Here is a 19,933-nt window from a genome sequence, read left to right as displayed (position 1 = left end):
GAATAAAAATAGCTTATTCTCCTTCTTTGGTTTCGCTTACCTTAGTGCGTAAACCCACAATATCTTTATCCAACTGGTAAATTCCACCCCTATCACTGCCCACCAACTGCAATTTTTCTAACATGGTTTTTGCCATTTTTTCTTCTTCCAGTTGTTCATCTAAATACCATTGCAAAAATTTAAAAGTGAGGTAATCTTTTTCATTCAGTGATAGTTCTACCAAATCGTTAATACTTTTCGATACCAGCAATTCGTTATCAAGAAAATCCTGGAAAACCTCTATAACCTGTCCGAATGTATTTTTTGGCATATCCAGGGCGGTTATAATGGCATGTCCGTCGCGGTCGTTAATGTAGTGGATCAACTTTAACATGTGGTGACGTTCTTCGTCGCTTTGGCGGTAGAAAAACTCGGTATATCCTTCCAGGCCTGGTTGAGTTTCTAACCACGAGGCAATCCCCAAATATACTTGCGATGATTCGGCTTCCAGCTTAACCTGGTTATTCAGGGCCGCCAGCATTTTTTCAGATAACAACATAATAGTGTATTTAATTTTACTATAAACACAATCAGCAAATCAATGTTTTAGCATGAGCTTGTTTAGAATCTATCTTTATATCCTCAAAAAATTCAGCATTCTCTTTCTATTTTTTACCTTTGCGCTACGATGAAGAAAAACCTGGTAATAGCAATAGATGGCTATTCATCTTGCGGAAAAAGTACGTTAGCAAAAGCGCTGGCTAAAAAATTAGGTTTCATTTATGTAGATAGCGGAGCGATGTACCGTGCCGTTACGTTATATTTTTTAAGGAATAATATTGATGTAGCTGATGATGCTAAAGTTGTTGACGCGCTACAGCATATCGAACTGAATTTCCACTCCCGCGATTACGAATCGCACATAACCCTTAATGGCGAAGAAGTTTCTGACGAGATCCGTTTGATGCCCGTTTCTGAAAATGTAAGCGAAGTTTCGGCGCATAAAATTGTGCGGCATGAAATGGTGAAACAGCAGCAACGCATGGGTAAATCGAAAAACATCGTAATGGATGGCCGCGATATTGGCACCACCGTTTTTCCTGATGCACCGGTAAAATTCTTTATGACGGCTGATCCAAAAATCAGGGCCGAACGCAGGTTTAAGGAACTGGAAAGTAAAGGTAACAACGAAACGACACTGGAAGAGGTTTTCGAAAATCTGGCACACCGTGATTATGCCGATACTACCCGTAAAGAAAGTCCGCTGGTGAGGGCCGATGATGCCATTATTTTAGACAATACCGACCTGACACAAGAAGAACAACTGGCCTTTGCGTTGGAGAAGGTAAATCCTTTTTTGGTTCACTAGCGGATGTTTCATTAGTTCACTTGTCATTAGTCATTCATTTATTGGTCATTCGTTTATTGGTCATTGGTTTATTGGGTTAACTGGTTAATTGTTTAAACTGGTGAACTGAAACCTGAGCTATGGGCCACCAGACTTAACTACCAACCCTTCGACTCCGCTCAGGGTGACATGCAGAGGGAAGAATCAGTTGTTTATTTTAGTTAGGATCGCCCCGGCTATCAACCATAAACTATCCACCTATTGAATCATTGACTTCAGAAAAAATTTCATATTTTTAGCACCTAACCCAAATGTTGCTATGAAATTAAAATCAATTTACCTTACCGTATTATTTCTATCCCTCATTATCTTAAATGCCAATGCCCAAAAAGGCTGGATCAATCTGTTTAACGGGAAAGATTTAAAAGATTGGAACATCAAAATTGCCAAACACGATTATAAAGAAAATTATGCCAATACTTTCCGTGTAGAAAACGGGGTAATGAAAGTAAGTTATGATGGTTACCAGGAATTTGACCAGCAATACGGACATATTTTCTATAAAAAACCTTTTTCAGCCTATCTTTTAAAAGTAACCTATCGTTTTGTTGGTGAGCAGGCTAAAGGTGGCGAAGGCTGGGCAACCCGGAACAGCGGCGCCATGTTGCACTGCCAGGATCCGGCAACGATGTTAAAAAACCAGGATTTTCCCATCTCTATTGAAGGACAAATTTTGGGTGGCGATGGCGAACACGAGCGCCATACCAGTAATGTTTGTACCCCGGGAACCTTAATTAATTATAATGGTAAATTATTTACCCCACACTGCCTGGATTCTAAATCTAAAACCTATGCTGGCGACCAATGGGTAACAGCAGAGTTTTTAGTGCTGGGCGATTCGGTTGTAAAACACATCATTGAAGGCGAGGTTGTTCTCGAATATACCAAACCTCAAATTGGTGGCGGCAACGTTTCCAACTTTGATCCGAAAGTTAAAATAGACGGCAAACCGCTAAAATCTGGTTATATTTCTTTGCAAAGCGAAAGTCACCCGATAGAATTTAAAACGGTGCAATTGTATGATTTAGAAGCTTATATGAAAGACAAAGCAAAACTGGATAAAGTACTGGCCAAAATATTAAAAGAGTAAACCATATCGGCACTCATTTGTTAAATGATGATGTAAAAGCCTTACACTTAAATTTATAGAATGCTCCACATCCCGCTGTTTAAACGCTTTGCTTTATTATTTTTTCTATTTATTGCCAATATTGCATTTGCACAAAAAGCCTATCAGGTAAAAGATATCCCTGATCCGAAAAACAATGGCGGAGGTTATGTTAGTGATCCTGATGGCATTTTAGGAATCGACGCGGTTTCGCACCTTAACAGTACCATTGCAAATTTCGAAAGAAAAACCAATGTGCAGGTGGCAGTGGTGGTGGTTAACGATTTCGACCATGACAAGGAAGATTTCGATTTTGCTTATGAATTGTTTAACACCTGGGGAATAGGTTCTAAAACCAGTAATAATGGTCTGCTATTATTTATTTCGAAGGAGCGCCGCAAATACCGCTTTATTACAGGTACAGGCGCTGAAGGTGTTTTACCCGATGTAAAGCTAAAGCACATTGCCGAACAACAGCTTTTACCGGCTTTCAGAGAAAATGATTTTGCAACTGGTATTACCAATGCCATAAATGCCATTGGAGAGGTGATTTTAAAACCCGGGAATAAATCAGAGCTCAACCAGTTTTTCACCCAGCACGATAGCAGTAATCATTTAGAAAATTTCTGGCTGCCAACCGGGGTAATCTGCCTGCTTTTCTGGGGAGTATTTAAAATTGTAAACCGGCAAGCTAAAAACACGATCAAAACATCAAAAGCAGATAATAGTAAATACGATAAAATTGGTAAAGGTTGTGCATTGGCGATGATGATCACCTTTGTAACATGCTTTATCTTCTTCTTTTTTGGTGGCTTCCAGTTAATTGAAAAAATAAGCTTAAAACATGTACCGGTTATTTTATATGTTGTGTTGGCGCTTGCACTTTTTGGCAGGTACCTTTTTCACATTTCGGCATTGCGAAAAATGTACAATGACGATAAAAACTTCTTTAATTCCGTAAGTAATTTTAACAAAAAGAATTTTTGGCTGATCATCTTTTCTCCGCTGGTTCTAATCACCATCATAATCTATTTATTTAAAAAAGTTAAAAACATTAGCCGCTTTAAGCCAGTGCTGGATAGTAAAGGAAAAGAAATGGTGCGTGTAGACAGGGACATCAATATTGAGGGCGAACCTTTTTTAACCAGGGGCCAGCGTAAAGAAGAAATAGTTAAGGCTTATAATTACGACATCTGGGAGAGTACCGATCATAAAGAGCACCTGATTAAGCCTTGGCCAGCCGAAGCCTACAACAGTTATACCGAATGCCCTGCATGCTATTTCAGAACATATAAACTGAATAAACGTGTTACCACACGCGAGGCTACTTATAGCCACGATGGGCAAGCGAAGCTGATAAATGAATGTAGTTTTTGCAAAAAAACAGAATTTATAAAGTGGATTACGCTGGCCATGCTGGTCGAATCCGGTTCATCATCCTCTTCTTCGGGCAGTAGCAGCAGCTCTTCATCTTCATCAGGCAGTAGCTGGGGTGGTGGCAGCAGCAGCGGAGGTGGTACGGGCGGAAGCTGGTAGTATTAACTAAAATTAAATGACCAGAAAAAATATTTTGATTACAATAGCCATACTCCTTGTTCTGCTCGTTATCTACCTGGCGAAGTTTACGGCTATTCATATAGCACTGTCTAATCTATCATTCCCAAGCCGGCTTAAACATTACCCCTATTTAAATGAGGGCGCCCAATCAGAAAATTTTGAGGTGGATTATCTTTTCTACGATCCGGCAAATATAGATTACGACACCAAAACAAATGGTTTTATTGTTACCACAGCACATGTAAACCAGGCTTTTGAAGTGTACCATAAACTCGATGCAAAGGGAAATTCGACAGATTCACTGGTTAATGATACCAGCGCCATCCACACTTTTCACAATGAAGGTGTTATTTTTGGCGAAGATTATTTTATCGATTGGTGTACATCAGGCAATAAAAACAAACAACCTTTTGTTGATTTTTTGAACCATGATTTTAAAATGGACGAAAAGGCCTGGGCGGAAATTTTTGAAACCCATTACAAAAATGCATCGGCAGTAACTTATAAACCATCAAAAGACTGGCATTCTTTAACTTTTTATTTTAAAACGGAGAAAGGCTGGATGGCCATGAATAGCCTTAAAAATGATGAGCGGATTTTTCAGGATGTGGGTTCGGAAAATGAGCTTGATTTTAAGGGGTATCCGCTTAAGGGAAACAGATTTATTGCTTTAAAAAGCAGTATTACCGGAAAATATCCATTGCTGAGTTATAAAAACCGTAGCGATATCGAAAACCAGCCTTATAACTGGAAAGATTCTAAAAACCCCGTCAACTTAATGTATTTCAAAAAGGAAAACCTGCAGGGCCGGGCGCCATATTCCGGACTGCCTCAAACCTGGGGTGGCGACGCTTATTTAACATTGAAACATAAAAATCAACTGATCAGGTTTAAAGAAATTGCGGTTAAAGATGTTGGATTTGCTGAGCCACAAATTAACCTCGATTTATACCAGGTACCAAAAGCATTTGAAAATAAATCGGATGTTGCTTTTATTATCCTTTCTTACGGAACAAACATTGGCGACCGTGGCGGAAACGGACTTTATGTGATTAAAAGGAAATAATAATCAGTCCTTTTTTAGTACCTGATCTGGTATCGGATAAAATTTGTGAAGAAATCTTTTCCAATCTTCTGGAACCATTACTAAAAGAATTTCTATTTTTGGCATAATAATGGCTCGTTATGCATCTTAATTTGATGCCTTTTATGCAGTTAACGCTCTGTTAAAGCATCTACCAAAAATAACAACATGACTAGAATCTTATTCCTCTTTTTTGCCTTCATTATCTTTTCTACCAGCGTAAATGCGCAAGATATGTACCGTGTTACCGCCGATAAATTACGTGTTAGGGAAGCCAAAAATGCCAATAGTAAAATCGTAGGATTTATCCCGAAAAATGAAAATGTAGCTGTATTAGATGCTAGTGATGCTAAATTTTATAAAGTAAAATTAAAAAACGGCGAAGGTTGGGCCAGTAAAGATTTCCTGGAAAAAATTGCTTCGGCAACTAAACCAGCCACTACACAACCAAACACGGCACAGCCAACCACAACGCCGGCAGCTACAAGCAATGATATGTACCGTACCACAACCGACGATTTAAGGGTGAGGGAAAAAGCAGATCCGAATAGCAAAATAGTTGGACACCTGCCTAAAAATGAAAATGTTGCTGTTATCGATTCATCAAATACAAGCTTCTATAAAATAAAAGTAACCAATGGCGAAGGTTGGGTAAGTAAAGAGTTTTTAGTCAGAATTTCTCCAGTAAATAAACCTGTAGATAAAGCAACAGTTGCTGCATCGGTGCCTTTAGAAACCAGGAGTTATACCAACATTATCTTTTTTGCCGTTGTTGCCTTAATACTGATTACCATATTATATTTTTCGATCAAATATGCGAGTGGAAATAAATTTTTAATCGGTTTTGCGGTTATTGTAATCCTCGTGATTGGTTATTTCTGTTACATTACCTTTATACAGGAAAAAATAGTTTCGGGCACTTTTGCAAGCACTGAAGACATACAATACAAAACCTTCAATTTTAAATCGAAAGATTCGGTAACGGTTGCCGATGCCTATAAAGATTCGATTTTTACCTCTAAGTATGTAATTGATGGCGATATGATTAAATTGTATGATCAGCAAAATACCATTATGTTGCTGATCAGAGATGACCATACCTTAATTGGCGAAGGCTTTACGAGGGGAACGTTTACGAAAAAATAATCCAAGAATCACAAAACGTTCCTATGGAACGAAAAAAAAATTGTCATTTTTTTCTACCCGTGATCCGTCCCGATGGGACGAATGATAAACGAATGCAGTGAATTTTAAATCTAGCCTTCCATTCAAACAAATTATAAACAATTGTGATAAACTTCAACCTAGCACGTCCCATCGGGACGCCTCCTGGGTAGCAAATAACATTTTGTTATTTGCGTAACGTTCCGTAGGAACGTTTGGTGTTTTTTTACACTATCCTTTGTTTATAAACCCGATAGAGCGGAATAGCCCGCATCCCGATTTTTTCATCGGGAGAGGACTATAAGCGATAGCGGGGCTGCTGTTTAAGAAGAAATACTGCACGCTCATTTTCAAATCATTAGATTAAAAATCATTATATTATGCTTTCACATTCTAAAAGCATAACAGGCAAAATCAAATAACCACCCCGCCTTTCAGGCACTCTCAGAAGGAATCGGAGCAGGCCCTCCATGGGAGGGGAATTATAAAACGCTAAAAATCAGCAACATTTATTAAAAAAATCTTTTCTATTAATTAAAATATTTTTACCTTTGCAGTCCCTAAATAGGGGAAAAAGGAGATAATTAATTAATGGCTAAAAAACAAGTAGCAGAAAAAGAATTAGCAGCAAAAACAGCTGAACTTCAGGGAGAAGGCGGACGCCTTACTGAAAAAGAAACAATTGAATCAGAAGCTGATTCAGTTTCGATCGAATCGATCAAATCATCATTAGCAACACCAACCGAAGATTTCGACTGGGATGCAGATGAAAAAGTTTTCGGTAATTACAATGATGCAGACCGTAAAAAGTTTGAAGATATGTATGCCGGAACATTCAACCAGATCACTAAAGGTGAGATCATCAGCGGTATTGTTGTTTCAATCAACAACAAAGATGTAGTATTAAACGTAGGTTTCAAATCAGACGGTTTAGTTTCTACTTCAGAATTCCGTGATACACCGGATCTAAAAATCGGCGATTCAGTTGACGTTTTCGTTGAAGCACCAGAAGATGCTAACGGTCAATTGATCCTTTCCCGCAAAAGAGCAAAAACCCAAAGATCATGGGAAGCGATTAACGAGGCTCTTGAAAATGATAGAATCATCAACGGTTTCGTTAAGAGCCGTACTAAAGGTGGTTTAATTGTTGATATCATGGGCGTTGAGGCTTTCTTACCAGGATCTCAAATTGATATTAAACCTATCCGCGATTACGATGTGTACGTGGGTAAAACAATGGAATTTAAAGTTGTTAAAATTAACCATGAGTTTAAAAACGTTGTAGTTTCTCATAAAGTGTTAATTGAAGACGATTTAGAAAGCCAAAAAGTAGAGATCGTTTCTAAATTAGAAAAAGGTCAGGTACTTGAAGGTACTGTTAAAAACATTACTGATTTCGGTGTGTTCATCGATTTAGGTGGTGTTGACGGTTTACTTCACATTACTGATATTTCATGGGGCCGCATAGAGCATCCGAAAGAAGTATTATCATTAGATGAAAAAATCAACGTGGTTGTTTTAGATTTCGATGATGAGAAAAAACGTATCGCTTTAGGCTTAAAACAATTAACTCCACACCCTTGGGAGAACTTAAGCACCGACATTCAGGTTGGTTCTAAAGTAAAAGGAAAAATCGTAACTGTTGCAGATTACGGTGCTTTCTTAGAAATCATCCCGGGAGTTGAAGGTTTAATCCACGTTTCTGAAATGAGCTGGTCACAAAACTTAAGAAATCCACAGGAATTCTTAAAAGTTGGTGATGAGATCGAAGCTGAAGTTTTAACTTTAGACAGAGACGAGCGCAAAATGAGCTTAGGTATTAAACAATTATCTAACGATCCATGGCAAGAAGTTGCTGCTAAATTCCCTGTTGGAAGCAAGCACAAAGCAACTGTTAAAAACATGACTAACTTCGGCGTTTTCGTTGAAATCGAAGAAGGTATCGATGGATTAATCCACATCTCTGACTTATCTTGGTCTAAAAAAGTTAACCACCCTAACGAATTCACTAAAGTTGGTGATGTATTAGACGTTGTTGTTTTAGAACTTGATGTTGATAACCGTAAATTAAGCTTAGGTCACAAACAATTGGAAGAAAACCCTTGGGATACTTTCGAAACGATCTTCACTTTAGATTCGGTTCACCAGGGTACAGTTGTTAAAGTAACTGATAAAGGTGCTGTTATTGCTTTACCATATGGTGTAGAAGGTTTCGTACCAACTAAACACATGGTTAAAGAAGATGGTACTTCGGTTAAAGCTGAAGAAACCAATGACTTCAAAATCATTGAATTTAACAAAGAAGCAAAACGTATCGTAGTATCTCACGCCCGTATCTGGGAAGAGGTTAAAGCTGAAGCTGTAGCAGAAGAAAGAAATGCTAAGAAAAAAGAAGCTAAAGCTGCTGTAACTGCGGTTAAAAAAGTTAAAGATTCTGTAGAGAAATCTACTTTAGGAGATTTAGACGTATTGGCTCAATTGAAATCGCAATTAGAAGGCGAAGAAAGCAAAGCTAAAAAAGGCTAGTTCTTTTTAACTGAATAATTTAATCCCGATAGCGAAAGTTATCGGGATTTTTTTTGCTTTTTTTTGCCACGGAAACATGGATTTCTTTGATGGATCGTCAATTGTGGGCAGGCTTTCTCAGCCGACAGCCTGCCCCGATTTTTGGGGAAGCAATCTCGTTTTCATTCACCATATAGGAAATGTAAGAACATTGAAGAAATTTGCAACATGAGCTTATATTTTCTTAAATGTCTTATATGGTTCCATATTTGAAAACGAACGCAATCCTATATCGGTAACTCCTGCCCCGCTGTCCGCTTTACTCCGTTACACTTCTTGCCCGCTCCCATCGGGTTTATGTAACAAAATAATTCGCCCTGCCAAACCTTTTCCTTTCAACCGTATAGAATGACTACTTTTGAAAAGCGTAACCAAGCCTTTTCAGCATGAGAAAAATTATCCTTTTGTTTTTAACGATTACTTCCTTAAAGCTTTCGGCACAGGAAATTAATATTATACCGCAGCCAGTAAGTATTAAAACAGGAAAAAACACGGAAAAATTTATCATTGATAAAAACACAGAAATTATTTCAAATGATTCTTTATCAAATTCAGCTTTATTTCTACAAAATTATATTCAACAATATTATAATATAAAACTTCGAATCAACCCTAATTCAACGGCCAAAAAAAATATAATCAAATTAGAAATAGTTAGTCGGTTATTAAAAAGTCTAAACGAATACGAACTTATAAGCAATAACAATCAGACAATGGTTTATGCCTGCTCAGAAAACGGACTGTTTTATGGCATCCAAACATTAATTCAGTTAATACCAGAAACAAAATCTCAATTATTACAAATTCCTGCGGTCGAAATTACTGATTACCCCCGTTTCGATTACCGTGGCATGCACCTCGATGTGAGCCGCCATTTTTTTGATGTGGCCTTCGTAAAACAGTACATCGATTATTTAGCATTACATAAAATGAATTATTTCCACTGGCACTTAACCGACGATCATGGCTGGAGGATCGAAATCAAAAAATACCCAAAACTGACTGAAATCGGTGCATGGCGCAACGGAAGCATTATCGGCTTATGGCCGGGACAAGGAAATGAAAATATTAAATATCAGGTTTTACCAACAGAAGTAAAAATTACACCAAAAGACGCCGTACTTAAAACTGATGGCATTAAACATGGCGGCTATTATACCCATGAGCAGATTAAGGAGGTAATTGATTATGCGGCCAAACGATACATCACCATTATCCCTGAAATTGAAATGCCTGCACACAGCATGGCCTTATTGGCTGCCTACCCGGAGCTGGGTACCGAACCCAATAAAAAATATGAGGTAGCCCAAACCTGGGGAATGATGAATAAATACAACAACGTTTTACAGGCATCGGATACAACTTTTAAATTCCTGGAAAACGTACTAACTGAGGTAATGGACTTATTTCCTTCGCCATACATCCATATTGGTGGTGATGAAGCTTCGAAAGTTTGGTGGAAGCAATCTGCTGTTTCACAAAATATTATGAAAGCCAATGGTCTAAAAAACGAAAGCGAACTACAAAGCTATTTTATCCGCAGAATGGAAAAATTTGTAAATAGCAAAGGCAAAACCATTATTGGCTGGAACGAAATTTTGCAGGGCGGATTGGCACCAAATGCGGTGGTAATGAGCTGGCAGGGCGAAAAAGGTGGTATTGAAGCCGCTAAACAACAGCACAAAGTAATTATGACACCAGAAATTAAAATGTACTTTAACCATGCACAGTTCGCGAAAGAAGATAGCTCAACGGCCAATAAATTTTCGCCACTAATTGAGGTTTATAACTACGAACCTGTACCTGCCGAATTAACTGCCGAGCAGGCAAAGTACATCTGGGGCGGTCAGGGTTGCCTTTGGAGCGAATACATCACCAATCCGGCTAAAGTACAATACCAGCTTTTCCCCAGACTGGATGCCTTGAGCGAAATTTTATGGAGCCCCAAAGAAAAACGCAATTATCCTGATTTCCGGAAAAGGCTTAAAGCACAATTTAAACGCTATGATTTAATGGGAATTACTTATTCGAAAAGGTATTTAGAAAACTAATGTATGAGCTGTTTCATATAATAAGTGGCATCCGCCTGCCATTAGGACTTTAATTATTACCGTCATGAAGATTCTTCACTAATTAAAAATAAATGCAATCTTTGCGTTTAAAACAAAATCATGCGTAAACTACTTGCCGTACTTTCTACCATCATTACCATATTTGCCATTAAAGAAGCGGTATATGTTTTTATTTCTACCGAGCCAGATATGGTTAAGCAAAAACCTATCCTGATTATAATTGCACTAAGTATTTGTATTCCTTTAATTTTGCTCTCGCTATGGTTATGGTCGCCGCGTAAAAAAAACAACGACCTGCAAAAATAAACTCCTATTTTCTCTTGATCGCCAGAGTAGAATGATAAGCTTAAAGCAGAAAGACCAGAGGTGAAGGCAAAGACTAAAGGCGCATGGGTTATTTTAACCCTGCTATGAATCTTCTATTTGGTCCCTGTTCTTTTTATCTTTCAGTTTTATCCTTTCTGCTCTTCAAAAAATTTATTTTACGCATTACGTTTTGATAAAGAACAATTTAACAATGAAACCTCAAAACAATCTACATTCAACTTTACAACCTTAAAACATTTTTATATATTTGCCCAATCCTTCTTCAATGCAAAAGAAAACACTTCTTGACGGACAAAAAATTCAGATTACAATTAAGAGGCTTTGCCATCAATTAATTGAAAACCACGACGATTTCGCGAATACCGTTTTAATTGGCATCCAGCCGAGGGGTATTTTTTTGGCAGACCGCATACACCAGGAACTTCAGATCATTCTAAAAAACAAGAAAATATTAAAAGGAAATCTTGATATTACTTTCTTTAGAGATGATTTTAGGCGTAAAGATGGTTTGGTTACCGCCAGCAGCAACTCGATCGATTTCATTATCGAAGGCAAAAAAGTAATCTTAATTGATGACGTACTCTGGACCGGCAGAACCATAAGGGCAGCACTTGATGCCCTGCTTGCATATGGCCGACCAGAGAAAGTGGAACTTTTGGTTTTGATAGACCGCAGGTTTAGCAGGCATTTACCTATCGAACCCGATTACATTGGGCATCAGGTAGATAGCTTAAACTCGCAGCAGGTAAAAGTAACCTGGGCAAGTGAAGGAAGTGAAGATAAAGTGATTTTAATATCCGAAAATAATAAATAAAAATGGCAGCAGAAAAACTATCAACCCGACATCTTTTAGGCATTAAAGATATTAACCGGAATGATATCGAATTGATTTTCGAAACTGCAGATAATTTTAAGGAAGTGATTAACCGACCGATTAAAAAGGTCCCCTCGCTCCGCGACATTACCATCGCCAATATTTTCTTCGAAAACTCTACCCGTACCAAACTTTCATTCGAACTGGCTGAAAAAAGGCTTTCGGCAGATGTGGTTAATTTTGCAGCTTCATCTTCGTCGGTAAGCAAGGGCGAAACGCTTATTGATACGGTAAATAACATTTTATCAATGAAAGTTGATATGGTGGTGATGCGTCACCCTTATGCCGGTGCGGGTCAGTTTTTAAGCAAACACGTAAAAGCACAGATAGTAAATGCCGGCGACGGTGCGCACGAACACCCTACCCAGGCTTTGCTCGATGCTTTCTCGATCCGCCAGAAACTGGGCGATGTGGCAGGTAAAAAAGTGGTGATTGTTGGCGATATTTTACACTCCCGCGTGGCCATTTCTAACATCCTTTGCCTGCAACGTTTAGGCGCAGAGGTTATGGTTTGCGGACCAACCACGTTAATCCCGAAACACATTCATCAACTTGGAGTAAAGGTTGAACACAATCTTATTAAAGCCCTGAACTGGTGCGATGTAGCCAACATGCTACGTATCCAGTTGGAGCGTCAAGACATAAAATATTTCCCATCTTTAAGGGAATATGCCATGATGTATGGCTTAAATAAACAGATCTTAGATAACCTCGATAAGGAAATTATCGTGATGCACCCGGGGCCGATTAACCGCGGTGTAGAGATTACCAGCGATGTAGCCGACAGCAAACAATCTATCATTTTAGAACAGGTTGAAAACGGTGTGGCGGTAAGGATGGCAGTGCTATATTTACTGGCAAGCCAAGGGTAGTTAGGTTCAATAGTTCATTTGTCAATGGTTTATTAGTTCATAGTTGATAGCCTAGTCGTGAGTTCCAGTTAAATGATTCATAGTTTAGTTCATTTGTCATTGGTTCATTAGTACAGGATGCATAGATTAGTACAGCCCATTGATAATTGCTTATTGGTGATTGATTATTATTCATTACAATTAACCAAACTCTCCAATTTGGTTTACCAGATATAATCTACCATTGAACTAATGACAACTGAACCAATGAACCTCATCATTTTTCCACATTCGCTCCACCCCTGATACCAAACCAAAAATCCTATCGTTAATTTGTGTTATTAACAGATGTTAATTACTTATGTTGATAAGCTCTGATACTATCTTTAATTTAGTACCAACCATATTTGAAACCAATGCAGAAAAAATACTTACTAATTCCGCTACTTTTAGCTGGAAGTTTTAGCACTTATGCCCAAGTTAGCGCAGTGCAAAACCTCAATAAAAACTATCAAACGGGCTTAGAATTATTAGACAAAGAGAAATACACTGCAGCTGCACAACAGTTTAAACTTGTTGAGCTGCAACGTTATAAACCTTCTACCCAGACAGAAAGCAATGCCGAACTCTCTTTGTTAAAAGAGAACGCAAAATTCTATGCGGCAGTTTGTGCTTTAGAGCTGACCAACAGCGATGCTGAAAGTTTGTTCCAGTCATTTATCCGCGATTATCCGCTAAATCCGAACACCAAACTGGCTTATTTCTATGTTGGAAAAACTTATTTCAACCAGAAAAACTACAAAAAAGCTTTAGAATGGTTCGAAAAAACCGATCCTTCTACCCTTTCGGGTAAACAAAGGAATGAGTACCAGTTTAAACAGGGTTATGCCTATTTTGAATTAAAAGATTACGAAAAAGCAGAACCTTTATTCGAAAAAGTTAAAAAAGAAGAAGGCGATTTTCAGGAAAGTGCTACTTATTATTTTGCCTATATCAACTACTTAAACAAGGAGTATAAAACGGCATTGGCCAATTTCGAAAAGCTAAAAGGTTCTCCTACTTACGAGGCAAGTTATCCGTATTACATCACTTCGATGTACTATTTAGATGAGCGTTATGATGATGTAATCAGCTATGCTTTGCCTGCCATGCAAAAAACCAAACAACAGTTCGAACCCGAAATGTTGAGCCTGGTGGCGGCATCTTACTTCGCAAAATCTGAATTTAAAAACGCCGAAAAGTATTTCGCCGAGTATTATGCAAAAGATAAGAGCGAAGCCAAAAACAACCTCTTCATTTACCAATATGGCTACTCTTTATTTCAGAATAAAAAGTACAAAGAATCTGTTGCTGTTTTAGAAAAATTGAACAACGACGATATTTACCTGCAAAATGGTATGCTTACCCTGGGTAAAGACTTTATCCAGCTGGGCAATAAACAAAAAGCCCAGAGCGCATTTTTCAGGGCTTCGCGTTTAAGTTTTGATAAAGTGATTCAGGAAGAAGCCTGGTTAAATTATGCCAAATTAAGCTACGAACTCGAGTTTCACCAGCAGGCTTTGGAGGCTACGCAGGGTTTCTTAAAAACTTTCCCTAAATCGCGCAAAATAAACGAAGCGAAAACTTTATTGGGCGAGGTTTTATTAACCACCAAAAACTACCAGGCCGCTGTAGATATTTTAGAGCCTATTCCTGATAAAACACTGGAAGCTAAAGAAGCTTATCAGAAAGTAACTTATTTCCGCGGACTGGAATTCTACAACGAAAGGGCGTTTCCTAATGCTTTATCAATGTTCTTACGTTCCGAAAAGTTCCCTGAAGATAATGAGATCAACGCTTTAAATACTTACTGGAAGGCAGAATCGATGTACGAACTGCGTAAATACGGAGAAGCAGTTAGCACTTTTGAGAAATTCCTGAAAATGCCCGATGCCGACAAAACCGGTGTTTACAATTTCGCAAATTATGCTTTGGCTTACGCGGCTTTCGAAGATGAAAAATACAGCAAAGCAGCTACTTATTTCGAAAAATTCCTGGCTGGTAACGATAAAGATCAGAAAACAATTGATGATGCTACCATACGTTTAGCCGACTCCTATTTCGTAAATAAGAATTATGGTGATGCCATGGCAAATTATAATAAGATCATCAACAGGCATACTACTTCTGAGGATTATGCAACTTTCCAGAAAGGGATGATCCAGGGTTTAGAGAACCAGTACGATGCAAAGATTTCGACCATGCAAAGCTTGTTAAAGGCTTTCCCTAATTCGAATTATGCAGATGATGCCGGTTTCGAAACAGCCTATACTTACTTTAATAAGGGCGATTTTGATAAATCTAAATCAGACCTTGTGGCACTGGTAGCTAAATATCCACGCAGTAGCTATGTTGCTAAAGCATTGGTAACCATTGGCCTGGTACAATACAATCAGGATCAGGATGATGCCGCTTTAGAATCGTTTAAAAAAGTAATCCGCGATTACCCTACTGCCGATGAAGCAAAGCAAGCCATGGAATCGATCAAAAACATCTATGTTGATCGTGGCGATGCAAATGGCTTTATTGCTTATGCTGCTACAACTCCTCTTGGAAATTATTCAGGCTCTGAGCAGGATAACATCGTTTTTGCCGCAGTTAACAATACCTATTTAAAAGGCGATGCAAACGGCGCATTCCAGGCGGTAAATGCTTATTTTGATAAATTCCCGAAAGCGAACCATGAGAAAGAAGCTAAATTTATCAGGGCAGAATCGTTGGTTAAACTCGGTCGTCCGGATGAGGCCATTGCCGATTATGAATTTATTTTAAATGATTGGACCAGCGATTATACCGAGCGCTCATTGGTAAGTATTTCTCAGCTTTTCTTAAACCAGAAGAAATATAACGAGGCCATTGTGTACCTGAAAAGATTGGAAACAACCACCGACTATAAATCGCACTATAGTTTCGCCATCAACAATCTGTTAAAAGCTTATACCGCTTTAAACATGCCTGATGATATGCTTAAATATGCACAGCTGACCAAAGAATCAGAAAAAGCATCAGAGGAAGAGAAAAACAGTTCGAGCTTATATTCGGGTAAAGCTTATCTGTTAAAAGGCGATACCACTACCGCCATTAAAGAATTTAAAAATGTAGTAGCCAAAACAAAAACCATTGCCGCTGCCGAAGCGAAGTACAACCTGGCTTTGTTAGAATACAATAAGCGTGATTTCAAAACTTCATCAAAAACCTGTTTTGATCTGATCAACAACATGGCCGCTTACGATTATTGGGTGGCGAAGGCATTTATCCTTTTATCCGACAATTATGTTGCCCTGAAAGACAATTTACAGGCAAAGAGCACACTTCTAAGTATTATTGATAATTACGACGGCAAGGATGATATCATCCCTACAGCCAAAGAAAAACTAGAAAAACTAAACCAGAAGAAGTAGCATTATGAAATCGATTAAATATATATATAGTTCACTGTTTTTTTTAGCTGCTGGATTAATGACTGCCCAGGCGCAGGATAAAAAGGCCGACGAAAAAGGTGTTGTAAACGAAGAGATTGAAGTAGTACGCCCATACAAACCTATTTTGGCTGAGGCGGTGAAGTTGAGAAGAAGTCCGAACCTGGATGATGTTAAAACCTATAAGGCAAAACTAAATTACAGCATTCTGGATAGAAAATTAGAACTGAACAGTGATATCCAAAAGTTACAGGCGCAGGCCCTTGCTGAAGAAAAAGCAAGCATTTTGGTTAATAATTACGTTAAAGGGGCATTCGGTTCGCTGGCTACGCTTTTAGGCGAAGCTTATTTTAATACCGGAAAAGATGAAGGGTTACAGCTGGGTGGTTATTTTAAACACTTTAGTCAGGAAGGTAAGCTGAACAAACAAAACAGCAGCAACCAGCAGTTAAGCGTTTTTGGTCGTAGCATTTTAGATCAGAATACGGTTAGCGGTAAAATTAGTTTTGAGCGTAATGGCGTTCATTTTTATGGGATTGATGATACCAGACCTTTGTTAAATCCTAATCCAGATAAGCAGGCCTTAACCACTATCGAACTGGAAGGTGAGCTGGTAAAAAACTTTACCGAAGATGAAGATGCATTCAGTTATGCTTTAAAAGCAAATGGTTATATCTGGAACGATAAATTCAGCGCTAAAGAAAATTACCTGAGCTTAAACGGTTATGTAAACAAACGTATTAATTCGTTAAACCTGGGCTTAGCTGCGTCTACCGAATTTGGGAATACTAAAGATGCTTTAACCAGTGTTGGCAATAACCTGCTGCGTTTAAACCCATATATCCGTTTACAGGTGAAAGGTGCTAAAATTACTGCCGGAATTAATTTTGTACAGGAGTTTGGCGCATACAGCAGCTCTAAAATATTCCCTGCAGTTACCGCAGACTTTACCCTGATCCCTGATTATTTACAGGTTTTTGGAGAAGTTAAAGGTGATGTTAACAGAAATTCGTTGAAAGGCTTTACTGATGAAAACCCCTGGTTAAACAGCAATATCGTTGTAAAGAACACCGTAGAAAAATTAAGTTTTAGTGCAGGTATTAAAGGTACCGGAGGTCCTGGATTTGGTTACAAAGCGCGTGTTTATGTAAAACAGTTTGATGATATGCCTTTGTTCGTAAACAACTTTACTGATTTTAACAAGTTCGATGTAATCTACGACTTCGGTAAAACGAAATTAACCGGTTTGGAAGGCGAAATTTCAGTTCAGGTGAGCGATGCCTTAAAATGGACAGGTAAATTAAATCTTGATGACTGGAAGCCAGCCTCCGAAACCTACTCCTGGTTTAAACCTGGTTTAAAAGTAAGTTCTAACTTTGTGTACACCTACAACAAAAAATTAAGTTTTAATGCGGGTGTAGTGATTCAGGATGATGTAAAAGCGAAAGTAAATATTGCTAACCCGGTTCCTGCCTCACAATATGTGATTCCGAACCCGGCTATCGAATCGATTGCTACGGTTAAAGGTTATGTAGATTTAGGTCTTGGTGCAGAATACAGGATTAACAATAAATTCTCTGTTTTTGCTAAAGCAAACAATATCTTGAATAGCAATTACAGCAGGTATTTATATTATCAGGTAAACGGATTTAATATTTTCGGAGGTTTGACTTATTCTTTTTAAGTAGATCTTCATACGAATAAAAAATGCCTCTGATAAAATCAGAGGCATTTTTTGTTTGGTCCCATTTTTCCTATCGGGGTGAGACGCCGACCAATAGAATAATGCCTTAGCAGGCTTTGCATGTTGCATTAAGATTCCCGTCTGCGCGGGAATGACGACAGAGTTTATCTATCGTACGTGTCCTATCTTAAATTATTCTTTTGCATCAGTTATCCCACCAAACTCTTGCCGTTAGCACATCGCCTCCAGCAAGCCTGGCCACTGCATCTTTATAGTTCTGCGGATTGTTCAGGATTTCTGTGGAGAGGTAAATCAGGCGTCTTGGTATGGTGCCATTGGTTACATTGCCCTTGTAATTTATAGGTACAAGTTTAGGATAACCACTTCTTTTCCAGTTTAACCAGGCCTCAATAAAATTAAAATCAGTTCCGGTGGTAACCCAATACTGCGTGTTGATAGCATTCAACGCATTTTCTGTATTTGTCTCATCAAGTGGGTTTTGATTCACAAAGTCAATAATTTTGTTGGCATCAACCGCAGCCAGGGGGTCCAATTGTGCTAGTGACTGGATGGCTCCGGTTAACCCATTTGAATAATGCATTTTTGCAGTTCCACCAACATTCCAGCCCCTTACCTTTGCTTCGGCCAGTAAAAATTCGATTTCGGCATAACTCAGCACAAAAATCGGCCCACCCAGTTTGAGATACATTCCGGTGCGCGGCCTGGAGTATTTGCCAAGTGGTGCAAAATCACTTCCGGTACCTGTGCCGCCAGGATAATCCGGAGAACGGCTGATATCCGTAATTCCGCCCTGCAGGTCATATCCGTTTGGCATTCCCAATTGAACACTGGCATCGCTGTTTCCTGTGAGGTTTTGATCTGCATTTTTTGCCAGCCCATCTTTTGGTACTTCACCGATAATACCCAGCCTCGGATCGTTAGTGTTTCTTAACTGATCAATCAGCGTTTTGCTCCACCGAACTTCCAGGTAATCGGAATAGGTGCGTAAGGCGAGCGATGTTCCGTTCTGACTATTAAAAGAAGAAGCATCGGTTAACAAGATTGCATTGTCATTAATGTTTTGAAAAGTTTTACCGGCAGCTTTTTCTGTCCAGATTCTGGCTTTTTGCGGATCTACTTTGGTTAATCGCATGGCAATTCTCACCATTAAAGAATAGCCAAACTTTTTCCATTTGTTAATGTCACCTTTGTAAAAAAGGTCGGCGGTTGGTAAGGGTTTGTCGGCATCCAGTTGTTGTGTAGCAGCCTCAAGATCATTCAGCATCTGCGTATAAATATCTTCCTGACGGTCGTAAACCGGATATTTAATCCCTTGCATAGCTTTAACCGCCTGGCTGTAGGGCACATCACCGTAAGTATCAGTAATCCTTTGCAAAATCAGCACGAACATGATGTCGCCTATGGCAATCAGGTTTTGATAAGCTACAGGATCTTTTAGCCTGGCCAGGCGCTGCATTTCCCTGATGTAGGAAGCGTCCATATAACCTTCGTCAAAAATACGCCCCTGATAATCGGTAAAACTGCCAACATTGATATACTTATCGCCATTGTTGTAATAATAATAGGTTGAGGCCAGCAATTGCATCATGGTACTCTGGTACAGCAACTGATAATAACCCAAATTGGCATATTTTAACTGCGCCTGCGACAGCAAGCTATTCGGATCATAATTATTTTCGGTGAGTTTTGTAGGATCTGTATTAATCTCATCCAGCCTGGCTTTGGAACAACTGCCTAACAAAAGCAATAAGAATATGCCGGTTATACAAAAATTCTTCATC

Annotated in this window: 14 protein-coding genes; 12 read left to right on the top strand and 2 right to left on the bottom strand. The window is 38.7% G+C overall.

The window, feature by feature from the left end:
• Positions 1-13: 13 nt before the first annotated feature.
• On the bottom strand, positions 14-538 hold the full coding sequence (locus ACTJKC_RS21145) for a ferritin (RefSeq protein ID WP_344850352.1): 525 nt from the start codon (positions 536-538) through the stop codon (positions 14-16).
• A gap of 129 nt (positions 539-667) precedes the next feature.
• On the opposite strand from ACTJKC_RS21145, the gene cmk reads away from it, so the two are divergent.
• The 12 genes from cmk to ACTJKC_RS21085 all read left to right on the top strand — a co-directional run bounded on the left by cmk (position 668) and on the right by ACTJKC_RS21085 (position 18,131).
• A complete protein-coding gene (gene cmk / locus ACTJKC_RS21140; protein ID WP_440795061.1) occupies positions 668-1,348 on the top strand; it encodes a (d)CMP kinase in 681 nt (226 codons plus the stop codon).
• Between the two features lie 298 nt (positions 1,349-1,646).
• Positions 1,647-2,477 carry a 3-keto-disaccharide hydrolase gene (locus ACTJKC_RS21135; RefSeq protein ID WP_440795059.1) on the top strand — a complete coding sequence of 277 codons (831 nt, stop codon included), beginning with the start codon at positions 1,647-1,649 and terminating at the stop codon, positions 2,475-2,477.
• Positions 2,478-2,537: 60 nt separating this feature from the next.
• Complete coding sequence (locus tag ACTJKC_RS21130) at positions 2,538-4,031, top strand: TPM domain-containing protein (RefSeq protein ID WP_440795057.1); 1,494 nt, start codon at positions 2,538-2,540, stop codon at positions 4,029-4,031.
• A 16-nt stretch (positions 4,032-4,047) separates the two neighbouring features.
• On the top strand, positions 4,048-5,118 hold the full coding sequence (locus ACTJKC_RS21125) for a hypothetical protein (RefSeq protein ID WP_440795055.1): 1,071 nt from the start codon (positions 4,048-4,050) through the stop codon (positions 5,116-5,118).
• 186 nt (positions 5,119-5,304) lie between these two features.
• Positions 5,305-6,282: an SH3 domain-containing protein gene (locus tag ACTJKC_RS21120; protein WP_440795053.1), complete on the top strand. Its 978-nt coding sequence runs from the start codon at positions 5,305-5,307 to the stop codon at positions 6,280-6,282.
• 609 nt (positions 6,283-6,891) lie between these two features.
• A complete protein-coding gene (gene rpsA, locus ACTJKC_RS21115; RefSeq protein ID WP_010600211.1) occupies positions 6,892-8,826 on the top strand; it encodes a 30S ribosomal protein S1 in 1,935 nt (644 codons plus the stop codon).
• A 425-nt stretch (positions 8,827-9,251) separates the two neighbouring features.
• Entirely contained in the window at positions 9,252-10,916 is a 1,665-nt protein-coding gene (locus ACTJKC_RS21110; protein WP_440795051.1) for a beta-N-acetylhexosaminidase, read from the top strand.
• 120 nt (positions 10,917-11,036) lie between these two features.
• Complete coding sequence (locus tag ACTJKC_RS21105; protein ID WP_344850338.1) at positions 11,037-11,243, top strand: hypothetical protein; 207 nt, start codon at positions 11,037-11,039, stop codon at positions 11,241-11,243.
• A 286-nt stretch (positions 11,244-11,529) separates the two neighbouring features.
• Complete coding sequence (gene pyrR / locus ACTJKC_RS21100) at positions 11,530-12,078, top strand: bifunctional pyr operon transcriptional regulator/uracil phosphoribosyltransferase PyrR (RefSeq protein WP_344850336.1); 549 nt, start codon at positions 11,530-11,532, stop codon at positions 12,076-12,078.
• 2 nt (positions 12,079-12,080) lie between these two features.
• Positions 12,081-13,010 (top strand): aspartate carbamoyltransferase catalytic subunit, encoded by a 930-nt coding sequence (locus tag ACTJKC_RS21095; protein WP_029279355.1) that lies wholly within the window; start codon positions 12,081-12,083, stop codon positions 13,008-13,010.
• Between the two features lie 395 nt (positions 13,011-13,405).
• Positions 13,406-16,429 carry a tetratricopeptide repeat protein gene (locus ACTJKC_RS21090; protein ID WP_344850332.1) on the top strand — a complete coding sequence of 1,008 codons (3,024 nt, stop codon included), beginning with the start codon at positions 13,406-13,408 and terminating at the stop codon, positions 16,427-16,429.
• A 4-nt stretch (positions 16,430-16,433) separates the two neighbouring features.
• Positions 16,434-18,131: a hypothetical protein gene (locus ACTJKC_RS21085; RefSeq protein WP_440795047.1), complete on the top strand. Its 1,698-nt coding sequence runs from the start codon at positions 16,434-16,436 to the stop codon at positions 18,129-18,131.
• A 205-nt stretch (positions 18,132-18,336) separates the two neighbouring features.
• Here ACTJKC_RS21085 and ACTJKC_RS21080 read toward each other — a convergent pair whose 3' ends face one another.
• The gene (locus ACTJKC_RS21080) at positions 18,337-19,932 is read right to left on the bottom strand and encodes a SusD/RagB family nutrient-binding outer membrane lipoprotein (RefSeq protein WP_440795045.1); all 1,596 of its coding nucleotides are present in this window, start codon (positions 19,930-19,932) and stop codon (positions 18,337-18,339) included.
• Between the last annotated feature and the right edge of the window lies 1 nt (position 19,933).

It is taken from the genome of Pedobacter sp. 22226 (assembly GCF_052045455.1).
Classification (GTDB): Bacteria; Bacteroidota; Bacteroidia; order Sphingobacteriales; family Sphingobacteriaceae; genus Pedobacter; species Pedobacter jeongneungensis.
This window is presented reverse-complemented; position numbering and strand designations above follow the sequence as displayed.

Bases quoted from the DNA above. Each gene is read 5' to 3' on its own strand.
- ACTJKC_RS21090 (WP_344850332.1), top strand. From the start codon at position 13,406: ATGCAGAAAAAATACTTACTAATTCCGCTACTTTTAGCTGGAAGTTTT.
- pyrR (WP_344850336.1), top strand. From the start codon at position 11,530: ATGCAAAAGAAAACACTTCTTGACGGACAAAAAATTCAGATTACAATT.
- ACTJKC_RS21105 (WP_344850338.1), top strand. From the start codon at position 11,037: ATGCGTAAACTACTTGCCGTACTTTCTACCATCATTACCATATTTGCC.
- ACTJKC_RS21095 (WP_029279355.1), top strand. From the start codon at position 12,081: ATGGCAGCAGAAAAACTATCAACCCGACATCTTTTAGGCATTAAAGAT.
- rpsA (WP_010600211.1), top strand. From the start codon at position 6,892: ATGGCTAAAAAACAAGTAGCAGAAAAAGAATTAGCAGCAAAAACAGCT.
- ACTJKC_RS21135 (WP_440795059.1), top strand. From the start codon at position 1,647: ATGAAATTAAAATCAATTTACCTTACCGTATTATTTCTATCCCTCATT.
- cmk (WP_440795061.1), top strand. From the start codon at position 668: ATGAAGAAAAACCTGGTAATAGCAATAGATGGCTATTCATCTTGCGGA.
- ACTJKC_RS21125 (WP_440795055.1), top strand. From the start codon at position 4,048: ATGACCAGAAAAAATATTTTGATTACAATAGCCATACTCCTTGTTCTG.
- ACTJKC_RS21085 (WP_440795047.1), top strand. From the start codon at position 16,434: ATGAAATCGATTAAATATATATATAGTTCACTGTTTTTTTTAGCTGCT.
- ACTJKC_RS21120 (WP_440795053.1), top strand. From the start codon at position 5,305: ATGACTAGAATCTTATTCCTCTTTTTTGCCTTCATTATCTTTTCTACC.
- ACTJKC_RS21110 (WP_440795051.1), top strand. From the start codon at position 9,252: ATGAGAAAAATTATCCTTTTGTTTTTAACGATTACTTCCTTAAAGCTT.
- ACTJKC_RS21080 (WP_440795045.1), bottom strand. From the start codon at position 19,932: ATGAAGAATTTTTGTATAACCGGCATATTCTTATTGCTTTTGTTAGGC.
- ACTJKC_RS21145 (WP_344850352.1), bottom strand. From the start codon at position 538: ATGTTGTTATCTGAAAAAATGCTGGCGGCCCTGAATAACCAGGTTAAG.
- ACTJKC_RS21130 (WP_440795057.1), top strand. From the start codon at position 2,538: ATGCTCCACATCCCGCTGTTTAAACGCTTTGCTTTATTATTTTTTCTA.